Here is a 26,288-nt window from a genome sequence, read left to right as displayed (position 1 = left end):
TCCTCACGGGAGGCCGCCGGGCCGTCGGCGTACGGCGGCGCGCCTTGCGGGCCTCGGGTCCCGAGGCAGGGGCGTGGCGGTCACCCCCGCCAGCAACGCCTCACGCGGTCCTCGGCGACCTCGAAGTTCACCCGGCCCGCCACGTACTCCATGGTGATCACCGACCCGGGCGGCAGGGAGCGCACGGTGCTCCAGCCGCGCCCTCTGGCCCGTTCCTCGGCCTCCCGCTCCGCGAGGCCGACGTAGGCGTCCAGGTCGTCGTCCGGGTCCTGGGGAAGGTGGGGTAGGGCTGCCATGCCGCTCACCGTAGGCGCCTGCGCGGGCTCCGCGGAAGAGCGGCGCGGCGGTGTCGCGCGTCCGGGCGGGACGGCCGGTGCCGGCTCCCGGCGTCCTCCGTCTGTCACATGTCTGTCACAGCGACGAGCACGCTCCGTAGCGCCGGGAGGCTTTCGCCGCGGGTTCCGGCGCCCCGCGACGGAATACCGGACGCCGCTTGTGGCCACCGTCACGACAAGTCCCTCACGCTATCCCGACGTGACGTAATTCGCACGTCCATTCCCCACCGGTTCCGCCCTGTGTAATCACCGGATAAACACCCGTCAGTTCACCCCGCGCGCCCGGCATTAAGCGTCGCTGTTTCGGATCTTCCCAATTCCCGGCCACCGCCGGGGCGCCGGTGTCCGAAACGTGCGGGCGCCCCCGGGAGCGAAGGGGGCCAATGCGGAGGCGGTTCCCAAACTCCCTTCCGTGCCCGGCGATCGACGGTTCACTCCCCCTGTCCGGCCGCGAACACGAGCCGGGCACAACTTCCGCACAGCCTGGGAGACCGTGGGGTTTGGCCATAGCTGTGAGCGGTACACGCGACCTGAGCGACATCGCCCGCAACGCACAGGGCGCGTAAAGAGAACAGCGACCGCCGTACCGGCGGCACACAGTGTCGCCACGGCCCGCCCCCGGGCCCGCCCGGGAGGCCCTGCCCGCCGGGTGGGGTCCGCCTCACGGGCGACGCCACCGACCTTCGCGGACAGCCCCCGGCGCACGCCGCCGTCTCCTCCGACACCAGGACGGGACCGGCACGGGAGGTCCGGCACCCGCCGGACCGTGGCCGGCGGCTGCCGCCGTACCCCTCGGTGGCGTGGTGGTCGCAGCGCATCCAGAAAGCGAGAGGAAGGCCACATCATGTCCGTTGTACCCGCACAGCAGCAGAGCGGCGGTGGAGGCGGTTCCAGCGGCCTGTACGACGTGCTGGAACTCATCCTCGACCGCGGGCTGGTGATCGACGCCTTCATCCGGGTGTCCCTGGTCGGGATCGAGATCCTGAAGATCGACGTCCGCGTGGTCGTGGCGAGCGTCGACACCTACCTGCGCTTCGCCGAGGCCTGCGGCCGACTCGACCTGGAGTCCGGCCCCAACAAGACGCCCGGCCTGCTGGAGACCGTCGACGGCATGACCGAGAGCGGTGCGCACGGCAAGACCAAGGGGGCGCTCTCCGGAGTCGCGGAGTCCTTCGGCCAGGCGCTCAGCCAGGGCCGTGAGCAGGCGGAGGAGGACGAGCCGCGGCGCCGCCGCACCTCCTCCTCCCGGAAGAAGGAGGAGGCCTGATGGCCACGTACGTCTACGGCATCGCGCGGGGCGACCACCCCGACCTCCCCGAGGGGCTGACCGGCATCGGCGACCCGCCCCTGCCCGTACGCCTGGTGCGGGAGGGCGACCTGGCCGCCGTCGTCAGCGACTCCCCCGACAACCTGCGCCCCAAGCGGCGTGACCTGCTGGCCCACCAGCACGTCCTCGCCGAGGCCGGGGCCGAGGGCGACGTCCTCCCGCTGCGCTTCGGCTCGGCCTCCGAGGACGACGAGGCGGTACGCCGCGTGCTGACCGAACAGGCCACCCTCTACCGGCAGCAGCTCGACGAGCTGAGCGGCCGGGTCGAGTACAACATCAAGGCCGCCCACCGCGAGGAGGAGGTGCTGCGGCTGGTCCTGGCGCAGGAGGACGACATCCGGGCGCTCAACGAGGCCAACCGCAAGGCCGGTGGCGGCTCCTACGAGGACCGCATGCGGCTGGGCGAGATGGTCGCGCACGCGGTGCAGACGCGCGAGGCGCAGGACGCCCGCCGCATCGAGGAGGCCCTCACGCCCCGGGCCGAGCGCACCGCCCCGGGCCCCGAGGGCTCCGGCTACCTGGCCAACCTGTCCTTCCTGCTGCCGCGCGAGGAGGCCGCCCGCTTCGTGGAGGCCGCCGACACCTTCGCGCGGGAGAACGGGCACCTCGAACTGCTGGTGAACGGCCCGCTGCCGCCGTACAGCTTCGTCAAGCCCGTGACGGCCGCCGGGCAGCCGGCGTAAGGGGACGGGTCCGGTGGGCCTGATCAGCGAGGTGCTGCTGCTCCCCGTCGCCCCGGTGCGGGCGCCGGCCAAGGGAATCGGCTGGGTGCTGCAACAGGTGGTGGCGGATGCCGAGCGGCAGTACTACGACCCGTCCGCGATCCAGCAGGAGCTGCGGGAGCTCTCGCGCCGGCTGGACGCGGGCGGGATCACCGAGGCCGAGTTCGACCGGCAGGAGGACGAGCTCCTGGACCGGCTGGACGAGGCGAGAACGAGACGACAGACGACGACTGGGCAAGGGGACGGGACATGACGAACCGGCTGGCCATGACGCTGGCCGTCGCAGGTGGGTACGTGCTGGGCCGCACGAAGAAGGCCAAGCTCGCCATCGGCATCGGCGGAATGGTACTGGGCAAGAAACTCCAGCTGAATCCCCAGCAGTTGATGGGGATGGTGAACAAGCAGCTCGCGTCCAACCCGGCGCTCGGTGAGCTCCGCGACCAGCTCACCGGTGACCTCAAGGGGGTGGGCAAGGCAGCCACCGGAGCGCTGGTCAGCCGGCAACTGGACTCCCTCGCCGACTCGTTGAGCAAGCGCACCTCCGACGTCCGCGACCGCCTGGAAAGCGGTCGGCTGACCGGACCGCTCACCGACTCCGCGCAGGACGACGACGCGGCGGAGGACGAGGAGGACGAGGGCCCCCGGAACGGGGCCGGCGAGGACGAGGACCGGCAGAGCGGGGACCGGGAGAAGAAGGCGACCGGCAAGAGCGGGTCTGCGGACCGCGGAGGTGACCGCTCCGACGGTGACCGGAGCCGCCCGGCGCGCAAGGCTCCCGCGAAGAAGAGCGCGAGCGCCGGGTCCGCCTCCCGGGGCGCCGGTACCGCCAAGAAGACCGCGACGAAGACCGCCTCCGCCAGGTCCACGAGCGCGCGGAGCACCGGCAGCCGGACCAAGAGCACCGGCAGGGCGGCCGGCAAGGCCGCCGCGCGGGGTGGTGAGCGCCGTGGCTGAGCAGGACAAGGGCGGACTGCTCGCCTCCCTCAAGGACAACCCCGCAACCGACCGGCTCAAGGAGGAGGCGAACGCCTTCGCCGCGGCGCAGGCCCAGCGCCTGCTGATGCTCGGCGGTCAGAAGCTGGGGGCGGCGACCGCGCGGCTGCAGGAGGTGGCCGACGGCAACGGCCCGGGCCTCGGGGACCTGGTCCGGCAGGGCGGGAAGAAGCTCGCCGAGGGCAAGGGTCCGGTGCGCGCCGCCGTCGAGACCGGTGCGGGCCACCTGGGCGAGACGCTCAAGGACAAGGTCAAGGGCGCGTTCGGCGGCGGTGGCCGCAAGGGCGGGGGCGGCGGCAAGAAGTTCGTCACCGTCGTCGAGGACATCGACGTCGGTGTGCCGGTGCGCGAGGCCTACGACCAGTGGACCCAGTTCCAGGAGTTCTCGACCTTCACCAAGGGCGTCCAGGGCGTGGAGGTCGCCGACGACACCACCTCCAACTGGCGGGCGAAGGTGTTCTGGTCGACGCGCAGCTGGAAGGCCACCACCACCGAGCAGGTCCCGGACGAGCGCATCGCCTGGACCTCCGAGGGTGCCAAGGGCACCACCAAGGGCGTGGTCACCTTCCACTCCCTCGGCGAGAACCTCACCAAGGTGCTGCTCGTCATCGAGTACCACCCCAAGGGACTGTTCGAGAAGACCGGCAACATCTGGCGTGCCCAGGGCCGCCGCGCCCGGCTGGACCTCAAGCACTTCCGGCGCTTCCTGATGATGCGGGGCGAGGCCACCGGCGGGTGGCGCGGCGAGATCCGTGACGGCGAGGTCGTCCTCTCCCACGAGGACGCGGTCGAGCGGGAGGAGGCCGAGGAGCGCGAGGGCGAGCAGCCCGAGGGCGCGGAGGCCGAGGACGAGCAGCCCGAGGGCGCGGAGGCCGAGGACGAGCGGTACGAGGACGAGGAGTCGCAGGCCGGCGAGGAGGACGAGCCGGAGACCGACGACGACGCGCCCGAGGCCGAAGCCGACGAGGCCGACGACGACGCACCCGGGGCCGAGGCCGACGAGGCCGACGAGGAGGAGTACGAGGCCGAGGAGGACCGTCCCGGGGACGAGCCGGACGAGGAGTACGACGAGGACGTCGAGGAGGACGCCCGGTCCGAGGCGGAGGACGGGGACGAGCCCTACGACGAGGACGAGGAGTCGGCTCCGCGGGACGAGGAGGTCCCGGAGGACGAGGCCGAGGACGAGTACGAGGAGGAGCCCGTCGAGGAGGAGCCGGTGGGCGCCCGGCGCTGACCGGCCCGGCCCGTCGTCCCCGTCCGCCCCTGCCCGGGGCGGCCGGGGACGACGCCGTGCGGGGAACCGGGCGCAGCGCGGCCCCGGTGCGGAGAACGCCGGGCCGCCTCCGTTCCCGCCGGGAATCCGCGCCCTTTGCGCCGCGGAGGGGCGTTCGGGGCGGTGCGGTGCGGCTGCCGGCGTCCCGCCCGGCAGCCCGCCGGGATCGGTCCCGTCCATCCGTGCCCCGGGCGTGACCCTTACCGCCGATCGGGCGTTGTCCTGTTGACGTGCCGGGGCCCGCCCGGCAGCCGAGCGCACATCGAGGAGCCAACCGTGCCGCGCATGCTCGACGTCAGTGACGACGTCCGCGCCGAGATCGGCGACGAGGAAGCCGACCGTCTGCTGGCCGGTGAGAACGCCCCCGGCAGCTACGACTGCACGTCCTGCCGCACCCCCGGCGACAGTGACAAGGAGCGCACCAGCACCGTCCTGTTCGTCGGCGAGGAGACGGCGGTACTCGCCTTCGCGCACGCTGCCTGCATCCCCTCGCAGGTCGTCCCCGTCGCCGAGGAGCAGCTCAAGGGGGCCGTCCGCTCCCTCGCCGGCGAGGAGGGCGAAGCGCCCCCGCCGGCCGCGCAGAGCGCGGACATCCCGCTCGCCGACCCCCGCCAGGCCACCCTCGGCATCACCTGCGGACTGGTGCTGGTGGAGAACGAGTTGCGGCCCGCCCTGGTGGTGGAGCCCAGCGGGGCGATCGTGCGCCCCGGCTCCTCGGCCACCGAGGACGAGTTCCTCGATCTCCTCACCGAGCAGGGTTTCGCACCGGTCGACGACATGGCGGTGCTGCCGGGCGGCAACGAGGGCTGGTCGGTGCTGCTGGCCGTGGGCCGGCTGCACGCCGTGCTCCAGCCGACGCCCGAGGGCACCCAGACGGCGTGGTGGCAGGCGCACCAGCCGCTCGCCGTCACCGACGGTTGGCGGGCCGCCGCCAACCGCACGGGCATCGTACTGGTGTACGCCGCGCCGGCCGGGGCCATCGGGCATCAGCCGCGGGAGGACCTGATGCGCGAGGCCATGGAGAAGGCCGCCGCCCGGGGTGAGCTGGTGGCCGCCGCCATGCCGCTCGCGGGCACCTGAGCAGGCCCGGGGAGGCCGTTCCCATGGCCACCACCACCCGCCCGCGGCTCACCCGCGAGGAGTCGGCGCAGGCCGGGCCGCATCCCGAGGCCGATCGGGTCGTTGGCACTGACGTGCACTCATACGACCCCTCGCGACTCTCCTACGGCTATGCGATCCCGGCCATGCGCCCTTCGCAGGACGCGTCGTCCCGCGGCCGACCGTCGGACCCGTACCCGGCTACGCCCATCTTCGACGAGCTCTACGCGGAGTACCGCCGGGCTTTCCGGGCCCTGCCCGGCGACCGCACGGGCGAGGAGGAGCTCAGCGCGGAGGCGATGCGGGCGATCTGGCGCACCACGCCGACGGCCGGTGGCCGCTGGGACGCCGGCACCACCTCGCTGCGCGCCCAGGCCCACTACACCCGTACCGCGGCCCCGGCCGCGCTGCCCACGGGCCGGGGCCGCGAGGGCCGGTCACCCGGTCACTGACGCCGCGACGGCGTGCGAGAAGCCGGCGGGCCCGGCCACGAGGACCTGTCGGTCCGTCCGTGGCCGGGCCCGTCGGCTTCCGTTGCGGGTGCGGTGGGTGGGCGGTGGCGCCCTGCCCGCGCTCCGCTACTTCCTGGGCTTGGCGCCGCGCTTCTCGCGCACCCGGACCGAGACGTGGATCGGCGTGCCCTCGAAGCCGAACTCCTCCCGCAGTCGCCGCTCCACGAAGCGGCGGTAGCCGGCCTCCAGGAAGCCGGAGGCGAACAGCACGAAGCGCGGCGGCTTGGTGCCGGCCTGGGTGCCGAAGAGGATGCGGGGCTGCTTGCCGCCGCGGACCGGGTGCGGGTGGGAGGCCACGATCTCGCCGAGGAAGGCGTTGAGCCGCCCGGTAGGCACCCGGGTCTCCCAGCCCTCGATCGCCGTCTCGATGGCGGGCACCAGCTTCTCCATGTGCCGCCCGGTACGGGCCGAGACGTTGACGCGCATCGCCCACGGCACCTGCACGAGGTCGCGCTCGATCTCCCGCTCCAGGTAGAAGCGGCGCTCCTCGTCGAGGGTGTCCCACTTGTTGTACGCGATCACCAGGGCGCGGCCCGCCTCGACGGCCATGGTGATGATGCGCTGGTCCTGGACGCTGATGGACTCGCTGGCGTCGATGAGGACGACGGCGACCTCGGCCTTCTCCACGGCCGCTGCGGTACGCAGGGAGGCGTAGTAGTCGGCGCCCGCCTGGAGGTGGACCCGCCGGCGGATGCCCGCAGTGTCGACGAAGCGGTAGGTCCTGCCGGCGATCTCGACGAGTTCGTCGACCGGGTCGCGGGTGGTGCCGGCCTGCTCGTTGACGACGACCCGCTCCTCGCCCGCGACCTTGTTCAGCAGAGAGGACTTGCCGACGTTGGGGCGGCCGATGAGCGCGATGCGGCGGGGCCCGCCCAGGGTGGTGCCGAAGGTCTGCAGGGGCGCCTCGGGCAGCGCGTCCAGGGCGGCGTCGAGCAGGTCGCCGGTGCCGCGGCCGTGCAGCGCGGAGACGGGGTGCGGCTCGCCCAGGCCCAGGGACCACAGGTAGGCGGCGTCCGCCTCGCCGGAGGGCCCGTCGACCTTGTTCGCGGCGAGCACCACGGGCTTCCCGGCCCGGCGCAGCAGCTTCACGACGGCCTCGTCGGTGTCGGTCGCGCCGACCTTCGCGTCCACGACGAAGACGACGGCGTCGGCCGCGTCGATGGCGAACTCGGCCTGCATGGCGACGGAGGCGTCGATGCCGAGGACGTCCTGCTCCCAGCCGCCGGTGTCGACGACCTTGAAGCGGCGGCCGTTCCACTCCGCCTCATAGGTGACCCGGTCCCGGGTGACGCCCGGCTTGTCCTCGACGACGGCCTCGCGGCGGCCGATGAAGCGGTTCACCAGTGTCGACTTGCCGACATTGGGGCGGCCGACGACGGCGAGGATCGGCAGCGGGCCGTGGCCCGCGGCGGCGATGTCGCCCTCGACCTCCTCCAGGTCGAAGCCCTCCTGCGCGGCGAGCTCCATGAACTCCGCGTACTCGGCGTCGCCCAGCGCGCCGTGCTCGTCCCCACCGGGGTTCTGGTCGTCCATGAAGTCGTTCCTCGTTCTTCGTCTCTGGTCGGTGGGCGCCGGATCGGGGCCCACTGCTACGGGTCGGTCAGCGCCCGGTCAGGCGTCTGGCCTCGGTCAGGTGCGCGGTCAGCTGCTGCTGGATGCGCACCGTTGCGGCGTCGAGGGCGGTACGGGTGCGGCGGCCGCTGCCGTCGCCGGCGTCGAAGGGGTCACCGAAGACGACGTCGACCCGGGAGCGCAGCGGCGGCAGCGCGGGCACCATGCGTCCCGCCCGCTCGGCGGTGCCGAGCACGGCCACCGGCACCACCGGTGCGCCCGACCGCAGGGCGAAGTACGCCAGCCCGCCGCGCAGGGACGCGAAGTCCCCCGCGCCCCGGGTGCCCTCGGGGAAGATGCCGAGGACGCCGCCGCGGTCCAGGACGCCGAGGGCCGCGGTCACGGCATGGCGGTCGGTCCCGGTGCGGTCCACGCTCACCTGGCCGATGGCGTCCAGGAAGGAGCCGAGGGCCCCGGCGAACGCCTCCTGCTTGATGAGGAAGTGCACCGGCCGGGGGGCCGTGCCCATGAGCATCGGACCGTCGACGTTGTGCGTGTGGTTGACCGCGAGGATCACCGGCCCGGCGGCCGGCACCCGCCAGGCCCCGAGGACCCGGGGCCGCCACAGGCCGTACATCAGGCCGATGCCGATGCGGCGGCCGACGGCGGCGCCCCGCGCGCCGGGCGCGCTGCCGGGTTCGGTCACTTGGCCGCCCGCTTCTCCTCGATGAGCGCGACCACGGCCTCGACGACCTGGTCGAGGTTGAGGAGGGAGGTGTCGACCTCCACCGCGTCCTCGGCCTTCGCCAGCGGCGAGGTCTTGCGGCTGGAGTCGGCGGCGTCCCGCGCGGCGAGCGCCGCCTGCGTGGCGGCGAGGTCGGCGGCGTCCTTGCCCTTCAGCTCCCCGCTGCGGCGGGCGGCACGCACCTCGGGCGAGGCGGTCAGGAAGATCTTCAGGTCGGCGTCCGGCAGCACCGTGGAGCCGATGTCGCGGCCCTCGACCACGATGCCGGCCGGCGCCTCCTTGGCGATGGAGCGCTGCAGGTCGGTGATGAGGGTGCGCACCTCGGGAACGGCGCTGACCGCGCTGACCGCGCCGGTGACCTCCTGGCTGCGGATCGGCCCGGCGGCGTCGGCACCGTCCACCGTGATGGCGGGCGCGGCCGGGTCGGTGCCGGAGACGATGACCGGCTTGCCCGCCGCGTCGGCCACGGCCGAGGCGTCGCGGACGTCGATCCCGTTGGACAGCATCCACCAGGTGATCGCCCGGTACTGGGCGCCGGTGTCCAGGTAGCCGAGTCCGAGCCTGGCCGCTACGGCCTTGGAGGTGCTGGACTTGCCGGTGCCCGCGGGTCCGTCGATGGCGACGATCACTGCGGCCGGGGCGGTCCGGTCGACGGTTTCCACGGTGCTGGCACCTTTCTGGAGCACGGGGGTGTCACCCGGGGCGGGAGCGGGGGGCGACGATACGGCGGCGTGGCGGTCTGGAACAAGGTTACTGGACCCTGCCGGGCGCCCGTGCCGTGCGGCCGGGGGGCGGGGAGGGCCGGACGTGACCCGTGCCACGGCCCGTCCCCGCCGGCAGGGCGGACACCGGCCGGCGCCGAACCACGCGCGGGGCCGTCCCCCAGGTCCCGGCCGCCGGTCGCGGGCCTCGCGGACCGGTTCCGGGCTGCGGCTACCGGCGGATCGACCAGCCGCGGTCGCGCAGGGACGCCGTCAGGTCGGGGGCGGCGGAGGGCTCGACGAAGAGCTGGATGAAGCCCGCCTGCTGGCCGGTGGCGTGCTCGATCCGGACGTCCTCGATGTTGACCCCGGCCCGCCCCGCGTCGGCGAAGATGCGGGCCAGCTCGCCCGGCTGGTCGCCGATGTGCACGGCGACGGTCTCGTAGGCGGCGGGCGCGGCACCGTGCTTGCCGGGCACGCGCTCGCGGCCGGCGTTGCCGCGGCGCAGCACGTCCGCGACGCCGTCGCCGCCCGATGTCCGCTCCGCGTCGTCGGAGGACTGCAGGGCCCGCAGCGCCTGCACCGTCTCGTCGAGGTCGGTGGCGAGGTCGGCGAGGACGTCGGCGACCGGACCGGGGTTGGCGGAGAGGATGTCGATCCACATCCGCGGGTCGGAGGCCGCGATCCGGGTCACGTCGCGGATGCCCTGGCCGCACAGCCGCACGGCCGTCTCGTCGGCGTCCGCCAGCCGGGCCGCGACGAGGCTGGAGACCAGTTGCGGGGTGTGGGAGACGAGCGCCACCGCCCGGTCGTGGGCGTCGGGGTCCATGACCACCGGCACCGCCGAGCAGAGCGCGACCAGCTCCAGTGCGAGGTTGAGCACGGCGGTGTCGCCGGCGGGTGGCGGGGTGAGGACCCAGGGGCGGCCCTCGAAGAGGTCGGCGGTGGCGGCGAGCGGCCCGGAGCGCTCCTTGCCGGCCATCGGGTGGGTCCCCAGGTAGCGGGAGAGGTCCAGTCCCTCCTTCTCGGCCACGGCCGCCAGCTCGCGGCGGGGGCCGCCCTTGACGCTGGCGACGTCCAGGTACGCACGGGCGGCGCCCTGGCGCATCGCGTCGGCGAGGGAGGCGGCGACATGGGCGGGCGGCACCGCCACCACGGCGAGGTCGACGGGGCCGGCCGGTTCGTCGGTGACGCCCGCGCCGAGCGAGGCGGCGGTGCGGGCCTGCGCGGGGTCGTGGTCGCGGAGGTGGACCTCCACGCCGCGGGAACGCAGGGCCAGGGCGACCGAGGTGCCGATCAGGCCCGTGCCGATGACGAGGGCGGTCCTCACTGTGTTTCCTCACTGCCGTGCGGGGGCGCGGGGTGCGGCCGGCCACGCAGCCGGCGGGCCGGGCGCCGTGCCGGGAAGTCAGCCTATCGGCGTCCCGGCCAGGCGGCCTCGCCGGTCCGAGCGGGCCGGCCGCGGGCCGAAACCCGGGTGACTGCACCTCCCCCAGGCGCCAGGATGACGCGCATGCCCGCGAACAGCCCGGCCGCCGGGCCCCGCCACCACCCGGCCGTCCCGTCCTCGCCACGGCGGACGCCGGACGCCGCGCCTGACCGGCACGCCCCCGTCCCCCACCCTGCCTGCTGCGGTGAGCGCACCCCCGGCCCGCTGCATCTGGTGGAGCGGCACACGGTCCTCACCTGGGTGACGGGCTCGCGTGCCCAGGGGCTGGCGATGCCGGACAGCGACACCGACCGGCGCGGCGTCTATCTCGCGCCGACCGCGTCCTTCTGGGGTCTGGACAAGCCACCCGCGCACCTGACCGGCCCGCGGCCCGAGGAGTTCTCCTGGGAGCTGGAGCGCTTCCTGCACCTGGCGCTGCGCTCGAACCCGACCGTCCTGGAGTGCCTGTTCTCCCCACTCCTCGAGTACGCCGACGAGACCGGCCGCGCCCTGCTGGACCTGCGCGGCGCCTTCCTCTCGCGGGCGGCGGCCGGCACCTTCACCGGTTACGCGGACCGGCAGCAGGCCAGGCTGGCGGCGGACCGCAGCGCCGGCCGCCCGCCCCGCCCCAAGCACGCGCTGCACCTGCTCCGGACCCTGCTGACCTGCCGTGACCTGCTGCGCACGGGTGAGCTGACGCTGGACGTCGGGCCGGCCCGCGAGGAGCTGCTGGCGGTGCGGGCCGGCGAGCTGGACCCGGCGTACGTGGCGGCGCGCGCCGAGGACCTGCGGCGCGAGGTGGCCGAGGCGGCGCTCACCTCGCCCCTTCCCCCGCACCCGGACCGCGACCGGGTGGAGGCGTTCCTGCGCGCGGTCCGCCGCCGGTCGGCCGGGGCCTGACGGGCTCTGCCGGGGCCTGACGGGCCCGCGGCAACGGCTCGCGGATCTGCCGCCCGCCCGGTACCCCGGGGCCCCGGGCGGGCGGCGGCATCCACCGGGCCGGCTGTTACAGGTCGACCTCGCGCATCAGCATGCCGACCTCGGTGTTGGTCAGGCGCCGCAGCCAGCCGGACTTCTGGTCGCCCAGGGCAATGGGCCCGAAGGCGGTGCGCACCAGCTTGTCGACCGGGAAGCCGGCCTCGGCGAGCATGCGGCGCACGATGTGCTTGCGCCCCTCGTGGAGGGTGACCTCGACGAGGTAGTTCTTGCCGGTGTTCTCCACGACGCGGAAGTTGTCGGCGCGGGCGTAGCCGTCCTCCAGCTCGATGCCGTTCTTGAGCTGCTTGCCCAGGTCCCGCGGGAGCGGGCCCTGGATGGCGGCAAGGTAGGTCTTGGTCACGCCGTAGCGCGGGTGGGTCAGGCGGTGGGAGAGCTCACCGTGGTTGGTGAGCAGGATGATGCCCTCGGTCTCGGTGTCCAGCCGGCCGACGTGGAACAGGCGCGTCTCGCGGTTGGTGACGTAGTCGCCCAGGCACTGCCGCCCGTCGGGGTCCTCCATGGTGGAGACGACGCCCGCCGGCTTGTTCAGCGCGAAGAAGAGGTGGGACTGGGTGGCGACGGTGAGGCCGTCGACCTTGATCTCGTCCTTGTCCGGGTCCACGCGCAGGCCCTGCTCGGTCACGATGCGTCCGTTGACCTCGACCCTCGCCTGGTCGACGAGTTCCTCGCAGGCCCGGCGGGAGCCCAGGCCCGCGCGGGCCAGCACCTTCTGGAGCCGCTCGCCCTCCTGGTCGCCGAACGTCTTCGGGAGCTTGACCTGCGGCTTGTTGTGCCGGGCCCGGTTGCGCTCCTCGATCTGCGCGTCGTACTCGCGGGGCCTGGCCGGCCCCGGACGGCCGCCGCCCTGGCCCGGCCTGCCGCCGCCCTTGGGCCCGGTGCGCTTGGCGCCGCCCTGCTTGGCACCCTGCTTCGGGCCGCCCTTGGCTCCGCCGCGCGCCGCCTCGCCGCGGCCGCGGCGCGCGTCCTCGCCGCCCTGGCCGCGACCGCCCTCGCCCACGTCGTAGCGGCGCTCCTCGGGACGGGGACGGCCCGCACGCTTCTGGTTGTCGTCGCGCTGGTTGCCCGCGCCCCGGTAGTTGCGGTTCCCGCTGTTCCTGCCGCTGCTTCGCATCGAAAAGTCCGTTAAACCCGTCTGGTCAGTCTCTGGCCCACCCCTACGGCCCCTGGCGGGTCGCGTGAGCGGTCTCACGTGTCACTGTTGTCGTCCACGTCGAACGACGGCACGCCCTCCTGGGAGTCGCCCTCGACCGCGTCCACCTCGGGGAGGAAGGGCGCGAGCTCCGGCAGCTCGTCCAGACCGCGCAGCCCCATCCGCTCCAGGAAGTAGTTCGTCGTCCTGTACAGGATCGCACCTGTCTCGGGTTCCGTGCCCGCCTCCTCCACCAGTCCGCGCTGGAGCAGGGTGCGCATCACCCCGTCGCAGTTGACGCCGCGGACGGCGGAGACCCGGGAACGGCTGACCGGCTGACGGTACGCGACGACCGCCAGAGTCTCCAGCGCGGCCTGGGTCAGCCGGGCCTGCTGGCCGTCCAGGACGAAGCTCTCGACGGCGTCGGCGTACTCGGGACGGGTGTAGAAGCGCCAGCCTCCGGCCACCAGCCGCAGGTCGAAGCCCCGGCCCTCCCGGGTGTAGTCGTCGGACAGCTCGCGCAGCGCGAGCGCCACCTGGCGGCGGGGGCGCTGGAGCACCTTGGCCAGGTGCTCCTCGGTGGCCGGTTCGTCGACGACCATGAGCACGGCCTCCAGGGCGGGCCGCAGCGCCAGCTCCGCGAGGCCCAGCGCTCCGGCCGGCGCCTCCTCGGCCTCCGGCGCCTCCGCGGCCTCCGGGGCCCCGGCCTGCTCCGGCAGCCGCGCCGGTTCCGTGGCCGGGGCGCCGGCGGGTCCGTCGCCCGGCGGCGCGGTCCCGCCGGGGGCCGCCGGGCCGGGGGCGGTGCCGTCCGGGGCCGCCGGGCCGGGGGGTGTGCCGTCCGAGGTCGTCATGTCCCCTCCTCGTTCCTCGTCTCGTCGCCGGGGCGCCCGCCGGCCCGCGACTCCTGGTCGAACTCGTCGGTGACCCGCACCGTCGCACCGTCCTCGCCGGTCCAGCGGACGGTCAGCGCCCCCAGCGCCTCCGGTTGCTCCAGGGCGACGACCCGCTCCCGGTAGAGCTCCAGCAGGGCCAGGAAGCGGGCGACGACCGTCAGGGTGTCGTCGGTGTCGGCGACCAGGTCCGCGAAGGCTGCCTCGCCGCACTCCCGCAGCCGCGCGACGACGACCTCGGCCTGTTCCCGGACGCTCACCAGCGGGGCGTGGATGTGGTCGACGTACACCTGGGGCCGGGGCCGGGGCTGCATCGCTTTGACGGCGAGCCGGGCGAACCCCTCGGGGCCGATGGAGATGACCACCTCGGGCAGCAGCTCGGCGTGGTGCGGCTCCAGGCCGACGGTGCGGGGGTGGCGGCGCGCCTCGTCCGCCAGGCGCTCGGCGAAGACGTCGGCGATGGTCTTGTAGGCGCGGTACTGCAGCAGCCGGGCGAAGAGCAGGTCGCGGGCCTCCAGCAGCGCCAGGTCGGCCTCGTCCTCGACCTCGGCCGCGGGCAGCAGCCGTGCCGCCTTGAGGTCGAGGAGGGTGGCCGCGACGACCAGGAACTCGGTGGTCTGGTCGAGGTCCCAGTCCGTCCCCATGGCCCGGATGTGCGCCATGAACTCGTCCGTCACCTTGGACAGGGCGACCTCGGTGACGTCCAGCTTGTGCCGGGAGATGAGCTGGAGGAGGAGGTCGAAGGGGCCCTCGAAGTTGGCGAGCCGGACGGTGAACCGGCCGTCGGCCGCGCCCTCGGCGGTGTCCTCGGCCGCACCGTCCGCCGCCGGGGCGGCCTGCCCCGCGGCGGACGGCTCGGCGGCTCCCGGCTCCGCGGCGTCCGGCCCCTCGGCCTCCGGCTCGGCGGCGTTCCGGGGCGCGCTCGCCTCCGGGGCGTCCGCTCGGGGGACCCGTGCCCGGGGCGGCGCCAGGGGTGCGTCCGGGGCCGGCGCGTCCGGCGGGCCCTGCGGGGCGGGCTCCGGCGGGCCGGGGGGCGCGACGGGCTGCGGCGGCAACTCCGCGAGGCCGGGGCCGTGGGCCGCCACGGCGTTCCCCCGGGCAACCGGGTCGCCGCCGGCGGGGTCCTCGGGGCCGGCGGGGGGTGTGGGCGTGGGCTGGGGGCGCGGGGTGGCCGCCCGGGGAGCCGCCGCGTGCGTGCCGGGACCGCGGCCCAGGGGACGCCGGCCACCCCGGGCGGGGGGCTCGGGGGCGTCGTCGTGCGTGGTGGGCATGGCGGTCCAAGGTCAGGGTGGGCGGGGTGCGCCCGGCCGCGAGGGTGACATGTCGAACGTACCGCTCGCGGGTGCGCGGGGGCGGTCTCCCACCCCGGGCGGCCCCTGGTCCGGGGCGCTCCCGGCGGTGCGCGCAGCTGCCGGGCCCGGCCGGCCCCCCGCCGTGTCCGGCCGGTCCGCGGTCCGGCATCTCTGGCCGGGCGGCGGACGCCGGTCCGGGCCGCTGGGAGGCGGGCCCCTGGGCGCCTCAGCGTCCGCGCAGGCGCCGCACCAGGATGCTGGCCTCGCCCCGCGACTCCAGGTCGGCCAGGACGACGGCGACGGCCTCCCGCACGATGCGTCCGCGGTCCACGGCGAGGCCGTGTTCGCCGCGGAGCACCAGCCGCGCGTGTTCGAGGTCCATCAGTTCTTCGGCGGAGACGTAGACGGTGATCTTCTCGTCGTGGCGTTCCCGGCCGCTGGGGCGGCGGTTGGCGCCGCGGCCACGGCGCCGGGGCTGGGCTGCGGCGGCCGGCGCGGACCCGGCCGCCGGCCCCTCGGCCTGGCGGCGCCGGCTGCGGGCCCGCTCGGCGGCGGAGGACTCCCGGCCGGCGTGCTCCGCCGGGGCGGTGGCGGCCGGGTGTTCACCGCCGGTGGTGCCTGCGGCCCTCGTCGGGCCCTCGTGCTGTTCGGCGGCCGGCTGGGCCGGGTCGGGTTCGCCCGCCGGCGCGGGAACGCGGGGCGTCTCGGCTGCGCCCGCACCCCCCGCCTGGGGGCTCGTGCCGTTCGCCGGCCGGGCCTGCTTGGGCGCCTTCGGGGCCGACGACTGGAGCGGCATCCCCCCGGTGGTACGGAACAGTTCGTCGGCTCCCGGCAGACTCACTCGGCGTGACACCGGGCGAGCACCTCCCTGGCGAGCTGGCGGTAGGCGGCGGCGCCGACGGAGTTGGAGGCGTAGGTGGTGATCGGTTCACCCGCGACGGTCGTCTCGGGGAAACGGACGGTGCGTCCGATGACGGTGTGGTAGACGTGGTCGTCGAAGGCCTCGACCACCCGGGCCAGCACCTCCCGGCTGTGGACCGTACGGGAGTCGTACATGGTCGCCAGGATGCCGTCGAGCTCCAGCTCCGGGTTGAGCCGCTCCTGCACCTTCTCGATCGTCTCGGTCAGCAGCGCCACACCGCGCAGCGCGAAGAACTCGCACTCCAGCGGGACGATCACCTTGTGCGCGGCCGTCAGCGCGTTGACGGTCAGCAGGCCGAGCGAGGGCTGGCAGTCGATGACGATGTAGTCGTAGTCGGCCAGCAGCGGCTTCAGCGCCCGCTGGAGGGTGGACTCCCGCGCCACCTCGCTGACGAGCTGCACCTCGGCGGCGGAGAGGTCGATGTTGCTGGGGAGCAGGTCCATGTTGGGGACCGCGGTCTTCAGCAGCACCTCGTCGGCGGCCATCCCCCGCTCCATGAGCAGGTTGTAGACCGTCAGGTCCAGTTCCATCGGGTTGACGCCGAGGCCGACGGAGAGGGCGCCCTGCGGGTCGAAGTCGACCAGGAGCACGCGGCGTCCGTACTCGGCGAGGGCGGCGCCCAGGTTGATGGTCGAGGTGGTCTTGCCGACCCCGCCCTTCTGGTTGCACATTGCGATGATCTTGGCCGGGCCGTGCTCGTTGAGCGGTCCGGGGATGGGGAAGTACGGCAGGGGGCGCCCGGTCGGGCCGATGCGCTCGCGTCGCTGCCGCGCCGCGTCGGGCGCGAGGGTGGCCGCGTACTCGGGGTCCGGCTCGTACTCGGCATCCGGGTCGTAGAAGTGCCCGTCGGGCAGGTCGTCGTAGTCGGCGAGGCGGGTGGATTCGTAGCCGCCCTGCTCGCCGGCCTGCGCGTTCACGTGGTGGCCGTCCATGCTCTGGTGGGCTGTCGTTGACGTGCTCTGGTGGGAGGCGAAGGTGTGAACCGCTACGGAGCCGACAGCCTTGAGCCCCGAGGGGTCCTGGCCCCGCGCAACCGATCCTGGCTGAGCACCTCCGGGAGTAAATGTCGACTCATTCACAAGTCGTCTTACCTCCTTGAGAGTGACCAGGAAACTTATCGATAGGTCAGCGTGGCACCATGCCGACGGTTTGCGACTCTATGGCGTGTCGGCCGTCCGCAGCAACACAATCCACCGGACCCGGCACGATGTGTCGGTAACCGAACACCGCGGTGTCAAGGGTGCAAGACCACGCACTGCGAGGTTCCGTGGGTGTGCGAATCGGTTAAAGCGCTACGTTCTCGGCGAGTTGACGATCTTTCGTCCTCCCCCTGCCCCGTACGTGCCCCCGCACGACGCCGGCCGGGCCCCCTCCCGGAGGCCCGGCCGATGAAAACGGGTTGACGCGCGGTGTTGACGCGGACGGTGTCGATGTGCCGACCGTCCACGCGGTCGCCTGCGGCGGGTTGACGTCAGCCCAGGACGGCCGCCAGCTCCGTCGCGGTCATGCCGTGGGCGCTCGCCACGGAGGGGTAGACGACCTTGCCGCGGTGGGTGTTGAGCCCCTTGGCCAGCGCCGGGTCACGGCGCAGCGCCTCGGTCCAGCCGCGGTTGGCGAGCTCCACCACGTAGGGCAGCGTCGCGTTGGTCAGGGCGTGGGTGGAGGTGTTGGGAACCGCGCCGGGCATGTTGGCCACGCAGTAGAAGACCGAGTCGTGGACGGTGAAGGTCGGCTCGGCGTGCGTGGTCGGACGGGAGTCCTCGAAGCAGCCGCCCTGGTCGATCGCGATGTCGACAAGGACACTTCCGGGCTTCATCCGGGACACCAGCTCGTTGGTGACCAGCTTCGGCGCCTTCGCACCCGGGATGAGGACCGCGCCGATGACCAGGTCCGCCTGCAGCACGGCCCGCTCCAGCTCGTAGGCGTTGGAGACCACGGTCTGCACCTTCGTGCCGAAGATCCGGTCCGCCTCGCGCAGCTTGTTGACGTCCTTGTCGAGCAGGGTGACGTGGAAGCCCATGCCCACGGCGATCTGCGTGGCGTTCCAGCCGGACACACCGCCGCCGATGACCACGGCACGGCCGGCGGCGACACCGGGCACACCGCCCGGCAGCACGCCGCGGCCCCCGGCGGAACGCATCAGGTGGTACGCGCCCACCTGCGGCGCGATGCGGCCGGCGACCTCCGACATCGGCGCCAGCAGCGGGAGCTGGCGGCCCGCGGTCTCGACCGTCTCGTAGGCGATCGCGGTGGTGCCCGAGTCCAGGAGCGCGTCGGTGCACTCACGGGAGGCGGCCAGGTGCAGGTAGGTGAAGAGGGTCTGGTCCTTGCGGAGGCGGTGGTACTCCTCCGCGACCGGCTCCTTGACCTTGAGCAGCAGGTCGGCGGCGGCCCAGACCTCGTCCGCGGAGTCGAGGATCTCGGCCCCGGCGCCGGTGTACTCCTCGTCGGTGATGGAGGACCCCAGCCCCGCGTTCCGTTCCACGACGACCTGGTGGCCGCCTCGCACCAGCTCGTGGACTCCGGCGGGCGTGATCGCCACGCGGAACTCGTTGTTCTTGACCTCGCGGGGAATGCCGACCTTCACGTCGATCACGGTCCTTGTCATGGGGGATTGCGGAGGGGGCGGGCGCGGCCGGGGCGATGCGCCGGACCACGCACGAACACGCGGAACACGGGAGGAAGCGCCCGACATGCCGACATGTCGGAGCTGCCGCGAACGACCGCGTTCGAATCCAGTGTATTGAAGGAGCTGCCGTTGTCTAGCCTTGCAAAGGAATAAGTTCCCGGCGAGGTACTACCGATTTCGCAGGTCGCCTGGGGTTGGCGAGGTGCTTTCGACGGTGTGAAGCGCCTCCTCGCCCGCGCCGGCGCCCGTCACCACGGCACGCACGCCCTCTGCGGCCCGGGCGCCGTTATCCGTCGCCTCCCCCTCACCCTCGGCGCTCTCACCGGCCGACGGCCCGGTCCCGTCCGGCCCCTCGGGCCGCTGCGGCGCGCCCTCGGAGGCGGGGGGTGCGGGCGCGGACGCGGGGGACAGCAGCCGGATGCCGCGCTCACGGTGGCGCCGGGCGCCCTCCTCGTCACCGAGGACGGGCAGCAGCTCGGCGATCCGCAGGTGGGCGGCGCCGACGGCCTCGGGCACCGCCGCCTCGCGGGCCAGCCGCAGAGCCTCCTGGCAGGTCCGCAGGGCGTCCGAGGGCCGGCCGGCCTTCTCCAGCACGGCCGCCGCGGCCACCAGGGCGTGGGCCTGCCCGGCGAGGTCGCCGAGGCGCCGGTGGGTGCCGGCGGCCGAACGCCAGGAGCGCAGGGCCTCCTCCCAGCGGTGCGCGGCCGCCAGCGCCGCCGCCAGCCGTTCGTGCAGCCGCGCCTCGTCCGTCTCCTCCCCCCGGGCCTGGCGCAGCTCCAGCGCCCGCCCGTACCAGTCGGCCGCGCGCTGCCAGTCCTCGCAGCGTGCGTACGTCTCCCCCAGCGACTCCAGGGCACGGCCCTCGGCTGCCGGGTCGGGCACCCGGCGGGCGGCGTCCAGCGCCCTGCGGTAGCGCGGCAGCGCCTGGGCCAGGCGGCCCGCGCGCACGTCGAGGTCGCCGAGGTTGAGCAGGGCCGCGGCGCCCTCGGCCGGCAGGTTGCGGCGTTCGGCGACCTGGAGCACCAGGCTGTGCAGCCCGTACAGGTCGGGGGCGGCGCCCGCCGCGCCGCGGTGCGCGAGGAGGGCGCCCACCAGCGCGGACACCAGGCGGCGGTCGAGGGTCTCCAGCTCGCCCTCGGTGACCGCGCAGCGGGCGGCCTCCAGCAGGAGGACCCGCCGGCTCTCCAGCCATCCGGCCGCCGCCGCGGCGGAGGGGAAGCGCAGTGCCCGGGGCAGGGCAGCCGCGTGCCGGCGGGCCGCGGAACCCGGCGGCCGGGTCACGGCCCGGCACGAGCGGAGCAGCCGCACCAGACGTTCCAGCATCCGGGCGCGCGCCACCTCGGTCTCGGCCGGCCGCTCCCGGTCGGCCAGCAGGTCCGCCAGCAGCGGGGCGAGGGCGCCGGGCACCCGGTAGCGGCGGTGTTCGGTGCCGTCCTCGGGCAGGGCGTCGAGCATGCCGCGGCGGGTCAGTTCCGCGAGTGCGGCGTCGGCGTCCGCGACCGAGACGCCGACCAGGGCTGCGGCCACGTGCGCGTCGACGAGCCCGGCGGGGGCCAGGGCCAGCAGCCGGGCGAGCCGGGCCGTGGTCGCCGGCAGCCCCGCCACCACCAGGGTGAGCGCCCGGGCGATGGGGCGGGCCGCCGCCGCGGGCCGACCGGGCGGCTCCGCCGCGCGCAGCCCGCGCAACAGGTCGGCCACCGAGGCCATGGGCCGGGCGGCCAGCCACCCCGCCGCCAGCCGGAGGGCGGCGGGCAGTCCGGCGCACTCCTCCACGACCTCCTCCGCCGAGCAGGGGTCGACGGTGATCCGGGTCGAGCCGGCGCGCCGGGCCAGCAGGGTCACGGCAGGCCCGCGCTCCAGCCCGCCCAGGGTGCAGGGCCGCACGTCGGTGATCCCGGTCAGCGGCCCTTCGGAGATCACCAGGACCAGGCAGCCGGGGCTGTCCGGCAGCAGGGTGTGCACCTGGTCCGCTCCGGCGGCGTCGTCCAGCAGGAGGACGGCGCGGCGGCCGGTGAGGGCGTCGCGCAGGGCCTGGGTGACCTCGTCCTCGTCGGCGCCGGCGACCAGGGGCGCTCCCAGGTTGGCGAGGAGGTCCCGGGCCACCCGCGCCAGGTCGGCGGGGCGGCCGTCGGGCGTGCTCAGCACGGCGCGCAGGACCCCGTCGGGGTAGTCGGCGGCGACCTCGGCGAGGAGTTCCTCGGCGAGCGTGGTGCGACCCGACCCGGGGGCGCCGGCGATGAGGAGGATGCGGCTGCGGGCGCCGCGCCGGCCGGCGAGGGTGTCGAGCCCGGTGCGTTCGATGTCGGCGAGGAGGCCCGCCACCTCGCGCTCCCGCCCCAGCGGAACCTCCCGGCCGGTCTCGGAGCGGCTGCGGGGCACCCGGGGGGTGCGCCGGCCGCCGGACGCCTGGCCCGGGACGGTGGGGGCTGCGGGGGCCGCCGCGCCGGCGGCGGGCGGTGGGGGCGCGGCCGGTTCGCGGTCCGTCCCGGGGTGCTCGGGTCCCACCGCCTGATCCGTCACGGGTCAGCTCCCGTCCGCCTGCCTGAGGTGTCCTTGCGCGAGGGCCGTCCGGCCCGGACCTCGCCCGGGATGTGCCCCGGGCCGCGTTACCGCCGGTCGCCCGGACACGCCCCGTACGAGGGCTCCCTCCCGCAGCCTCCGGCCGGGAAACCCCCACCGCCCGGCGATGCACGGCACCGGACGCCGCGGGTCGATCGGACACCCGTTGCGCAAGGACTCCTGATACCAGCCCGCCGCGAACGCGGACGGGACCGCCACGAGCGTAGTTGACGGCCCGTCAGGCGGGTGGCGGCGCGCGGCTGCCACCTCACCCTTTCGGCTGATCCGACGATCGGATCCGTCCGGGCCGCCCGGGGTCAGCTCTGGTACGGCCGGGCCGGCCAGGGGGCGTCGGCCCCTCGCAGTGCGTCCAGGCCGCCCGGCGGTGCGCCGGTGCGGGCCGCGTGGAGCGCGAGGACCCCGACCACGAGGCAGTTGTTGTGCAGCTCACCGGCGAACACCCGGGTCAGGAGGTCGGCGAGTGGGACGCGGGCCAGCTCCATGTCGGCCTCCTCGTCCTCGGGGGCGAACCGCTCCCCCTCGACGTCGGAGAGGTCGGTGGCCAGGAAGACGCGGACGGCCTCGTCGCAGCCGCCGGGGGTGGTGTAGACGTCGGTCAGCACCCGCCAGTCCTCAGCCTTGACGTGGGCCTCCTCGTACAGCTCGCGCTGTGCGGCGTGCAGCGGGTTCTCACCGGGGACGTCCAGCAGGCCGGCCGGGATCTCCCACAGCCGCTGGCGGACGGGGTGGCGGTACTGGCGGACCAGGATCACCCGGTCCTGCTCGTCGAGGGCGAGGATGGCCACCGAGCCGGGGTGGACCTGGTAGTCGCGGCTGGTGGTCGAGCCGTCGGGCATCACCACCTCGTCGGTGCGCACCGAGGTCTTCTTCCCGGTGAACGGCGTCCGTGAGGTCACGACACGCCATTCCTCGGGGGTGTCCGTGACGGCCTTGCCCGTACCCATGATTCTCGCTGTTCCCTCCGACGCGAAGCCCCGCGGAAAGGGGCGGACCGGGCGGGACCCGAAAGAGGTCCCGCCCGGTCCACGGTATCGGTTCGGCACGGCGCGGGGGCGGGGCACCCACCCCGCCCGACCGGCTCCCGCTCAGCCGTCGACGCTGGTCCGGCGTGCCACGGCCGCCTTCACCAGCCCGGCGAAGAGCGGGTGCGGGCGGGTCGGACGGGAGCGCAGCTCCGGGTGGGCCTGGGTGGCCACCAGGTAGGGGTGCGTCTCGCGCGGGTACTCGACGTACTCCACCAGCTTGTTGTCGGGGGAGGTCCCGGAGAAGACCAGGCCGGCCTTCTTCTCCAGCTCACCGCGGTAGGCGTTGTTGACCTCGTAGCGGTGGCGGTGACGCTCCTCGACGTAGGGCTGGTTGTCGTAGGCCTCGCGCACCAGGGAGCCCTCGGCGAGCTTGGCCGGGTACATGCCGAGCCGCATGGTGCCGCCCATGTCCCCCTCGCCGGCGACGATGTCCAGCTGCTCGGCCATCGTGGAGATCACCGGGTGGGTGGCGGCGGGGTCGAACTCGGTGGAGTTGGCGCCTTCGATGCCGGCGAGGTTGCGGGCGGCCTCGATGACCACGCACTGCAGGCCCAGGCAGAGCCCGAGCAGCGGCAGCTTGTTCTCGCGGGCGTAGGTGATGGCGCCGACCTTGCCGTCCACGCCGCGGTCGCCGAAGCCGCCGGGGATGAGCACCGCGTCGCAGTCGCCGAGCTGCTTCTTCGCGCCCGCGGCGGTGCGGCAGTCGTCGGAGGTGACCCACTTGATCTTGACGCGGGCCCGGTTGGCGAAGCCGCCGGCGCGCAGCGCCTCGGTCACCGAGAGGTAGGCGTCGGGCAGGTCGATGTACTTGCCGACCAGGGCGATCTTCACCTCGTGGTCGGGGTTGTGGACGCGGTCCAGCAGGTCGTCCCACTGGTTCCAGTCCACGTCCCGGAACGGCAGGTCCAGCTTGCGCACGACGTAGGCGTCCAGGCCCTCGGTGTGGACGACCTTGGGGATGTCGTAGATGGACGGCGCGTCGGGGCAGGCGATGACGGCGGCCTCGTCCACGTCGCACATCAGCGAGATCTTGCGCTTGATGGCGGTGGGGACCTCGCGGTCGGCGCGCAGCACGATGGCGTCCGGCTGGATGCCGATGTTGCGCAGGGCCGCGACCGAGTGCTGGGTCGGCTTGGTCTTCAGCTCGCCGGAGGGGCCGATGTAGGGCAGCAGCGAGATGTGCACGACGAAGACGTTGTCGCGGCCGACCTCGTGGCGGACCTGCCGGACGGTCTCCAGGAACGGCAGCGACTCGATGTCGCCCACGGTGCCGCCGACCTCGGTGATCACGACGTCGACGTCGTCGGTGGCCAGCCGCCGCACGCGGTTCTTGATCTCGTTGGTGATGTGCGGGATGACCTGGACGGTGTCGCCCAGGTACTCGCCGCGCCGCTCCTTGGCGATCACCGTGGAGTAGACCTGGCCGGTGGTGACGTTGGCCGACCCGTCGAGGTCGACGTCGAGGAAGCGCTCGTAGTGGCCGATGTCCAGATCGGTCTCGGCGCCGTCGTTGGTGACGAACACCTCGCCGTGCTGGAACGGGTTCATGGTGCCCGGGTCGACGTTGAGGTAGGGGTCGAGCTTCTGCATCGTGACCCGCAGACCGCGCGCCTTCAGGAGAGCGCCCAGGCTCGAGGCGGTGAGGCCCTTGCCGAGGGAGGAGGCGACGCCCCCGGTGACGAAGAGGTGCTTGGTCGTCGAGGACGATCGGTTCGGCATGGCCAAGAGGGAACTCCCGTGGTCGTGGTGGCGAGGTGCGACGGGCCCGGCCCGACCCGGCGATGGGGGTCGGCAACAGGGGTGCCTTCGCTGCGGTTCCGGGGGTGTTCGCTCGCGCTGGCCCCACCGGTCCACGGGGTACCAGGCTATCAGCGACCCGGGGCGGCTGCGTCCGCCCACGCCTGGAGCAGCCGGGGTGACCCAGGCCACCCGTTCGGCTCACCTCAGTAGTCACTTGAGTCGCGCCATTCACTTCTGAGCGTCGTATCCTGCTCGGACACTCGCATCGAGCCCTCCTCCGGCGGCACCACCCCAGCCCGATTTCCGGATTGACGCTCGAGGAAGTTTCATGGGCGGACGGTAAGGATCAACGTCCCACGGGGGGCGTCACTCCAGGTTCTGACAGGAGATGCACGTGGCCGGGCGCATCGAGGACTACGCACTCATCGGCGATATGCAGACAGCCGCACTCGTCTGCCGTGACGGCACGGTGGACTGGTGCTGTCTGCCCCGTTTCGACTCACCAGCGATTTTCGCCTCCCTCCTCGGCACCGAGGAGAACGGTTACTGGCGGATGGGACCCGTCTCACCGCAGGACGGCGCGCCGCAGCCCGCGGACCGCCGTCGCTACCGCGGCGACTCGCTGGTGCTGGAGTCGGAGTGGGACACCCCGCGCGGCACCGTGCGGGTGATCGACTTCATGCCGCCGCGCGACGGCGCACCGCAGCTCATCCGCATCGTCGAGGGCGTCAGCGGCCGGGTGCCGATGCGTTCCGCGCTGCGGCTGCGGTTCGCCTACGGCTGGGTGGTGCCGTGGGTCCACAAGGTCGACGGGCGCACCGTCGGCGTCGCCGGACCGGACTCGGTGTGGCTGGACTCACCGGTGGACACCTACGGCGAGAACCTGACGACCTACTCGGACTTCACCGTCACGGCCGGTGAGCGGATCGCCTTCACCATCAGCTGGGAGGCCTCGCACCACCGCCCGCCGCCACAGCCGGAGCCGGAGAACTCCCTGGCGGCCACCGAGGCGTTCTGGGACGAGTGGGTCGCGCAGTGCACCTACCACGGCCCCTACCGCGACGCCGTGGTCCGCTCGCTGATCACCTTGAAGGCGCTCACCTACGCGCCGACCGGCGGCATCGTGGCGGCACCGACGACGTCGCTGCCGGAGCACATCGGCGGCATGCGCAACTGGGACTACCGCTTCACCTGGCTGCGCGACGCGGCGATCACCCTCTCCTCGCTGCTGCGCACCGGTTACCGCGAGGAGGCCCGTGCCTGGCGCGAGTGGCTGCTGCGCGCGGTCGCCGGCGACCCCGAGAACCTGCAGATCATGTACGGCATCGCGGGCGAGCGTGAGCTGGGCGAGAACGAGCTGACCTGGCTGCCCGGCTACGAGGGCTCCACCCCGGTCCGGGTCGGCAACGGCGCCGCCGGGCAGGTGCAGCTCGACGTCTACGGCGAGGTCACCGAGGCGCTGCACCTGGCGCACATGACGGGGCTGGCCCGCAACGACTACGCCTCGCTGCTCCAGATCAAGCTGATCCAGTGGGTCGAGGACCACTGGATGGAGCCGGACGAGGGCATCTGGGAGGTGCGCGGCCCCAAGCGGCACTTCACCCACTCCAAGGTGATGACCTGGGTGGCGGTGGACCGCACCATCAAGCTCATCGAGTCCGGTGACGTGGACGGCCCGCTGGAGCGCTGGCGCGAGCTGCGCGAGGCGATCCACCGCGACGTCTGCGAGAAGGGCTACGACCCGGAGCGCAACACCTTCACCCAGTCCTACGGCTCCCGCGAGCTGGACGCCTCGCTGCTGCTCATCCCGCAGATGGGCTTCCTGCCGCCGGACGACAAGCGGGTGATCGGCACGATCGAGGCGATCCAGCGGGAGCTGGGCACCGAGGACGGTTTCGTGCTGCGCTACCCGACCTCCGGTGAGGAAGCCGGCGTGGACGGCCTGGCCGGCGACGAGGGCGCCTTCCTCGCCTGCTCGTTCTGGCTCGCCGACGACCTCGCGATGATCGGCCGGGTCGAGGAGGCGCGCAAGCTCTTCGAGCGTCTGCTGTCCCTGCGCAACGACCTAGGACTGCTGGCCGAGGAGTGGGACCCGCGCCTCAAGCGCCAGGTCGGCAACTTCCCGCAGGCCTTCAGCCACGTCCCGCTGATCGACACGGCCCTCCGGCTGACGGCCAGCGGCGCCTACGGGGGGTAGCCCGCGGCAGGGTCCCTTCCGGGCCCCGCTCCCCCGCCCGGCCGGCCGCATCCACCACGCGCCGGTGGGACGGGGGGCGGGGCCCGCGTCGTGGGCGGGCCCGCGGGGGGTGCCTCTATGTCTTTCGTCAAGGCATCCCTGTCGGGTTCGGGGTGGTTTGGTGTTGCTGGGGTTATGCGGCGAGTTCGACGTCCTTGGG

General features: G+C 73.9%; 23 protein-coding genes. 9 read left to right on the top strand and 14 right to left on the bottom strand.

Features of this window, described 5'->3' with window-relative positions; translation table 11 throughout:
• Positions 1 to 80: 80 nt before the first annotated feature.
• Positions 81 to 296, bottom strand: a complete 216-nt coding sequence (locus ACFV3R_RS32770) for an I78 family peptidase inhibitor (protein WP_385590750.1) — start codon at positions 294 to 296, stop codon at positions 81 to 83.
• Positions 297 to 1,179: 883 nt separating this feature from the next.
• On the opposite strand from ACFV3R_RS32770, the gene gvpJ reads away from it, so the two are divergent.
• The 7 genes from gvpJ (at position 1,180) to ACFV3R_RS32735 (ending at position 6,200) form a co-directional block, all read left to right on the top strand.
• On the top strand, positions 1,180 to 1,602 hold the full coding sequence (gvpJ, locus tag ACFV3R_RS32765) for a gas vesicle protein GvpJ (protein WP_385590748.1): 423 nt from the start codon (positions 1,180 to 1,182) through the stop codon (positions 1,600 to 1,602).
• Entirely contained in the window at positions 1,602 to 2,345 is a 744-nt protein-coding gene (locus tag ACFV3R_RS32760; RefSeq protein ID WP_385590746.1) for a GvpL/GvpF family gas vesicle protein, read from the top strand. Before gvpJ ends, ACFV3R_RS32760 begins: the two co-directional genes overlap by 1 nt.
• 13 nt (positions 2,346 to 2,358) lie before the next feature.
• Entirely contained in the window at positions 2,359 to 2,637 is a 279-nt protein-coding gene (locus ACFV3R_RS32755) for a gas vesicle protein GvpG (RefSeq protein ID WP_385590744.1), read from the top strand.
• Complete coding sequence (locus tag ACFV3R_RS32750; RefSeq protein WP_385590742.1) at positions 2,634 to 3,338, top strand: DNA primase; 705 nt, start codon at positions 2,634 to 2,636, stop codon at positions 3,336 to 3,338. The genes ACFV3R_RS32755 and ACFV3R_RS32750 overlap by 4 nt, the downstream gene beginning before the upstream one ends.
• On the top strand, positions 3,331 to 4,611 hold the full coding sequence (locus ACFV3R_RS32745) for an SRPBCC family protein (RefSeq protein WP_385590740.1): 1,281 nt from the start codon (positions 3,331 to 3,333) through the stop codon (positions 4,609 to 4,611). Before ACFV3R_RS32750 ends, ACFV3R_RS32745 begins: the two co-directional genes overlap by 8 nt.
• 315 nt (positions 4,612 to 4,926) lie before the next feature.
• Positions 4,927 to 5,730, top strand: a complete 804-nt coding sequence (locus ACFV3R_RS32740) for a hypothetical protein (protein WP_385590738.1) — start codon at positions 4,927 to 4,929, stop codon at positions 5,728 to 5,730.
• A 23-nt stretch (positions 5,731 to 5,753) separates the two neighbouring features.
• Positions 5,754 to 6,200, top strand: a complete 447-nt coding sequence (locus ACFV3R_RS32735; protein ID WP_385590736.1) for a hypothetical protein — start codon at positions 5,754 to 5,756, stop codon at positions 6,198 to 6,200.
• Between the two features lie 126 nt (positions 6,201 to 6,326).
• On the opposite strand, the gene der is transcribed toward ACFV3R_RS32735, so the two are convergent.
• From der to ACFV3R_RS32715, 4 genes are all read right to left on the bottom strand, one after another.
• Entirely contained in the window at positions 6,327 to 7,793 is a 1,467-nt protein-coding gene (gene der / locus ACFV3R_RS32730) for a ribosome biogenesis GTPase Der (RefSeq protein ID WP_385590734.1), read from the bottom strand.
• Positions 7,794 to 7,860: 67 nt separating this feature from the next.
• Positions 7,861 to 8,517: a lysophospholipid acyltransferase family protein gene (locus tag ACFV3R_RS32725; RefSeq protein ID WP_385590732.1), complete on the bottom strand. Its 657-nt coding sequence runs from the start codon at positions 8,515 to 8,517 to the stop codon at positions 7,861 to 7,863.
• Positions 8,514 to 9,218 (bottom strand): (d)CMP kinase, encoded by a 705-nt coding sequence (gene cmk / locus ACFV3R_RS32720; RefSeq protein ID WP_385590730.1) that lies wholly within the window; start codon positions 9,216 to 9,218, stop codon positions 8,514 to 8,516. Before cmk ends, ACFV3R_RS32725 begins: the two co-directional genes overlap by 4 nt.
• Positions 9,219 to 9,489: 271 nt before the next feature.
• Positions 9,490 to 10,587, bottom strand: coding sequence for a prephenate dehydrogenase (locus ACFV3R_RS32715; RefSeq protein ID WP_385590728.1), 1,098 nt, complete (start codon positions 10,585 to 10,587; stop codon positions 9,490 to 9,492).
• 183 nt (positions 10,588 to 10,770) lie between these two features.
• On the opposite strand from ACFV3R_RS32715, the gene ACFV3R_RS32710 reads away from it, so the two are divergent.
• Complete coding sequence (locus tag ACFV3R_RS32710; RefSeq protein WP_385590726.1) at positions 10,771 to 11,586, top strand: DNA polymerase beta superfamily protein; 816 nt, start codon at positions 10,771 to 10,773, stop codon at positions 11,584 to 11,586.
• A 106-nt stretch (positions 11,587 to 11,692) separates the two neighbouring features.
• Here ACFV3R_RS32710 and ACFV3R_RS32705 read toward each other — a convergent pair whose 3' ends face one another.
• The 9 genes from ACFV3R_RS32705 to ACFV3R_RS32665 all read right to left on the bottom strand — a co-directional run bounded on the left by ACFV3R_RS32705 (position 11,693) and on the right by ACFV3R_RS32665 (position 23,871).
• Complete coding sequence (locus ACFV3R_RS32705; RefSeq protein ID WP_385590724.1) at positions 11,693 to 12,796, bottom strand: pseudouridine synthase; 1,104 nt, start codon at positions 12,794 to 12,796, stop codon at positions 11,693 to 11,695.
• A gap of 74 nt (positions 12,797 to 12,870) precedes the next feature.
• Complete coding sequence (gene scpB, locus ACFV3R_RS32700; RefSeq protein WP_385590722.1) at positions 12,871 to 13,665, bottom strand: SMC-Scp complex subunit ScpB; 795 nt, start codon at positions 13,663 to 13,665, stop codon at positions 12,871 to 12,873.
• Positions 13,662 to 14,975: a segregation and condensation protein A gene (locus tag ACFV3R_RS32695; RefSeq protein ID WP_385590720.1), complete on the bottom strand. Its 1,314-nt coding sequence runs from the start codon at positions 14,973 to 14,975 to the stop codon at positions 13,662 to 13,664. The genes scpB and ACFV3R_RS32695 overlap by 4 nt, the downstream gene beginning before the upstream one ends.
• 247 nt (positions 14,976 to 15,222) lie before the next feature.
• A complete protein-coding gene (locus tag ACFV3R_RS32690) occupies positions 15,223 to 15,849 on the bottom strand; it encodes a hypothetical protein (RefSeq protein WP_385590718.1) in 627 nt (208 codons plus the stop codon).
• A complete protein-coding gene (locus ACFV3R_RS32685; protein ID WP_385590716.1) occupies positions 15,834 to 16,997 on the bottom strand; it encodes a ParA family protein in 1,164 nt (387 codons plus the stop codon). The genes ACFV3R_RS32690 and ACFV3R_RS32685 overlap by 16 nt, the downstream gene beginning before the upstream one ends.
• Before the next feature lie 392 nt (positions 16,998 to 17,389).
• Entirely contained in the window at positions 17,390 to 18,505 is a 1,116-nt protein-coding gene (ald, locus tag ACFV3R_RS32680; RefSeq protein WP_385590752.1) for an alanine dehydrogenase, read from the bottom strand.
• A 210-nt stretch (positions 18,506 to 18,715) separates the two neighbouring features.
• Positions 18,716 to 21,067, bottom strand: coding sequence for a tetratricopeptide repeat protein (locus tag ACFV3R_RS32675; RefSeq protein ID WP_385590714.1), 2,352 nt, complete (start codon positions 21,065 to 21,067; stop codon positions 18,716 to 18,718).
• Between the two features lie 356 nt (positions 21,068 to 21,423).
• Entirely contained in the window at positions 21,424 to 22,071 is a 648-nt protein-coding gene (locus tag ACFV3R_RS32670; protein ID WP_385590712.1) for an NUDIX domain-containing protein, read from the bottom strand.
• A gap of 141 nt (positions 22,072 to 22,212) precedes the next feature.
• Positions 22,213 to 23,871 carry a CTP synthase gene (locus ACFV3R_RS32665; protein ID WP_385590710.1) on the bottom strand — a complete coding sequence of 553 codons (1,659 nt, stop codon included), beginning with the start codon at positions 23,869 to 23,871 and terminating at the stop codon, positions 22,213 to 22,215.
• Between the two features lie 415 nt (positions 23,872 to 24,286).
• On the opposite strand from ACFV3R_RS32665, the gene ACFV3R_RS32660 reads away from it, so the two are divergent.
• Entirely contained in the window at positions 24,287 to 26,089 is a 1,803-nt protein-coding gene (locus ACFV3R_RS32660; RefSeq protein WP_385590708.1) for a glycoside hydrolase family 15 protein, read from the top strand.
• Positions 26,090 to 26,288: the final 199 nt, after the last annotated feature.

Source organism: Streptomyces sp. NPDC059740 (assembly GCF_042733155.1).
Lineage (GTDB): Bacteria > Actinomycetota > Actinomycetes > Streptomycetales > Streptomycetaceae > Streptomyces.
The sequence above is the reverse complement of the archived record's forward strand: the minus strand, read 5'-3'. Positions and strand labels throughout refer to the sequence as shown.

Bases quoted from the DNA above. Each gene is read 5' to 3' on its own strand.
- ACFV3R_RS32770 (WP_385590750.1), bottom strand. From the start codon at position 296: ATGGCAGCCCTACCCCACCTTCCCCAGGACCCGGACGACGACCTGGAC.
- gvpJ (WP_385590748.1), top strand. From the start codon at position 1,180: ATGTCCGTTGTACCCGCACAGCAGCAGAGCGGCGGTGGAGGCGGTTCC.
- ACFV3R_RS32760 (WP_385590746.1), top strand. From the start codon at position 1,602: ATGGCCACGTACGTCTACGGCATCGCGCGGGGCGACCACCCCGACCTC.
- ACFV3R_RS32750 (WP_385590742.1), top strand. From the start codon at position 2,634: ATGACGAACCGGCTGGCCATGACGCTGGCCGTCGCAGGTGGGTACGTG.
- ACFV3R_RS32735 (WP_385590736.1), top strand. From the start codon at position 5,754: ATGGCCACCACCACCCGCCCGCGGCTCACCCGCGAGGAGTCGGCGCAG.
- der (WP_385590734.1), bottom strand. From the start codon at position 7,793: ATGGACGACCAGAACCCCGGTGGGGACGAGCACGGCGCGCTGGGCGAC.
- ACFV3R_RS32710 (WP_385590726.1), top strand. From the start codon at position 10,771: ATGCCCGCGAACAGCCCGGCCGCCGGGCCCCGCCACCACCCGGCCGTC.
- ACFV3R_RS32705 (WP_385590724.1), bottom strand. From the start codon at position 12,796: ATGCGAAGCAGCGGCAGGAACAGCGGGAACCGCAACTACCGGGGCGCG.
- scpB (WP_385590722.1), bottom strand. From the start codon at position 13,665: ATGACGACCTCGGACGGCACACCCCCCGGCCCGGCGGCCCCGGACGGC.
- ACFV3R_RS32695 (WP_385590720.1), bottom strand. From the start codon at position 14,975: ATGCCCACCACGCACGACGACGCCCCCGAGCCCCCCGCCCGGGGTGGC.
- ACFV3R_RS32670 (WP_385590712.1), bottom strand. From the start codon at position 22,071: ATGGGTACGGGCAAGGCCGTCACGGACACCCCCGAGGAATGGCGTGTC.
- ACFV3R_RS32665 (WP_385590710.1), bottom strand. From the start codon at position 23,871: ATGCCGAACCGATCGTCCTCGACGACCAAGCACCTCTTCGTCACCGGG.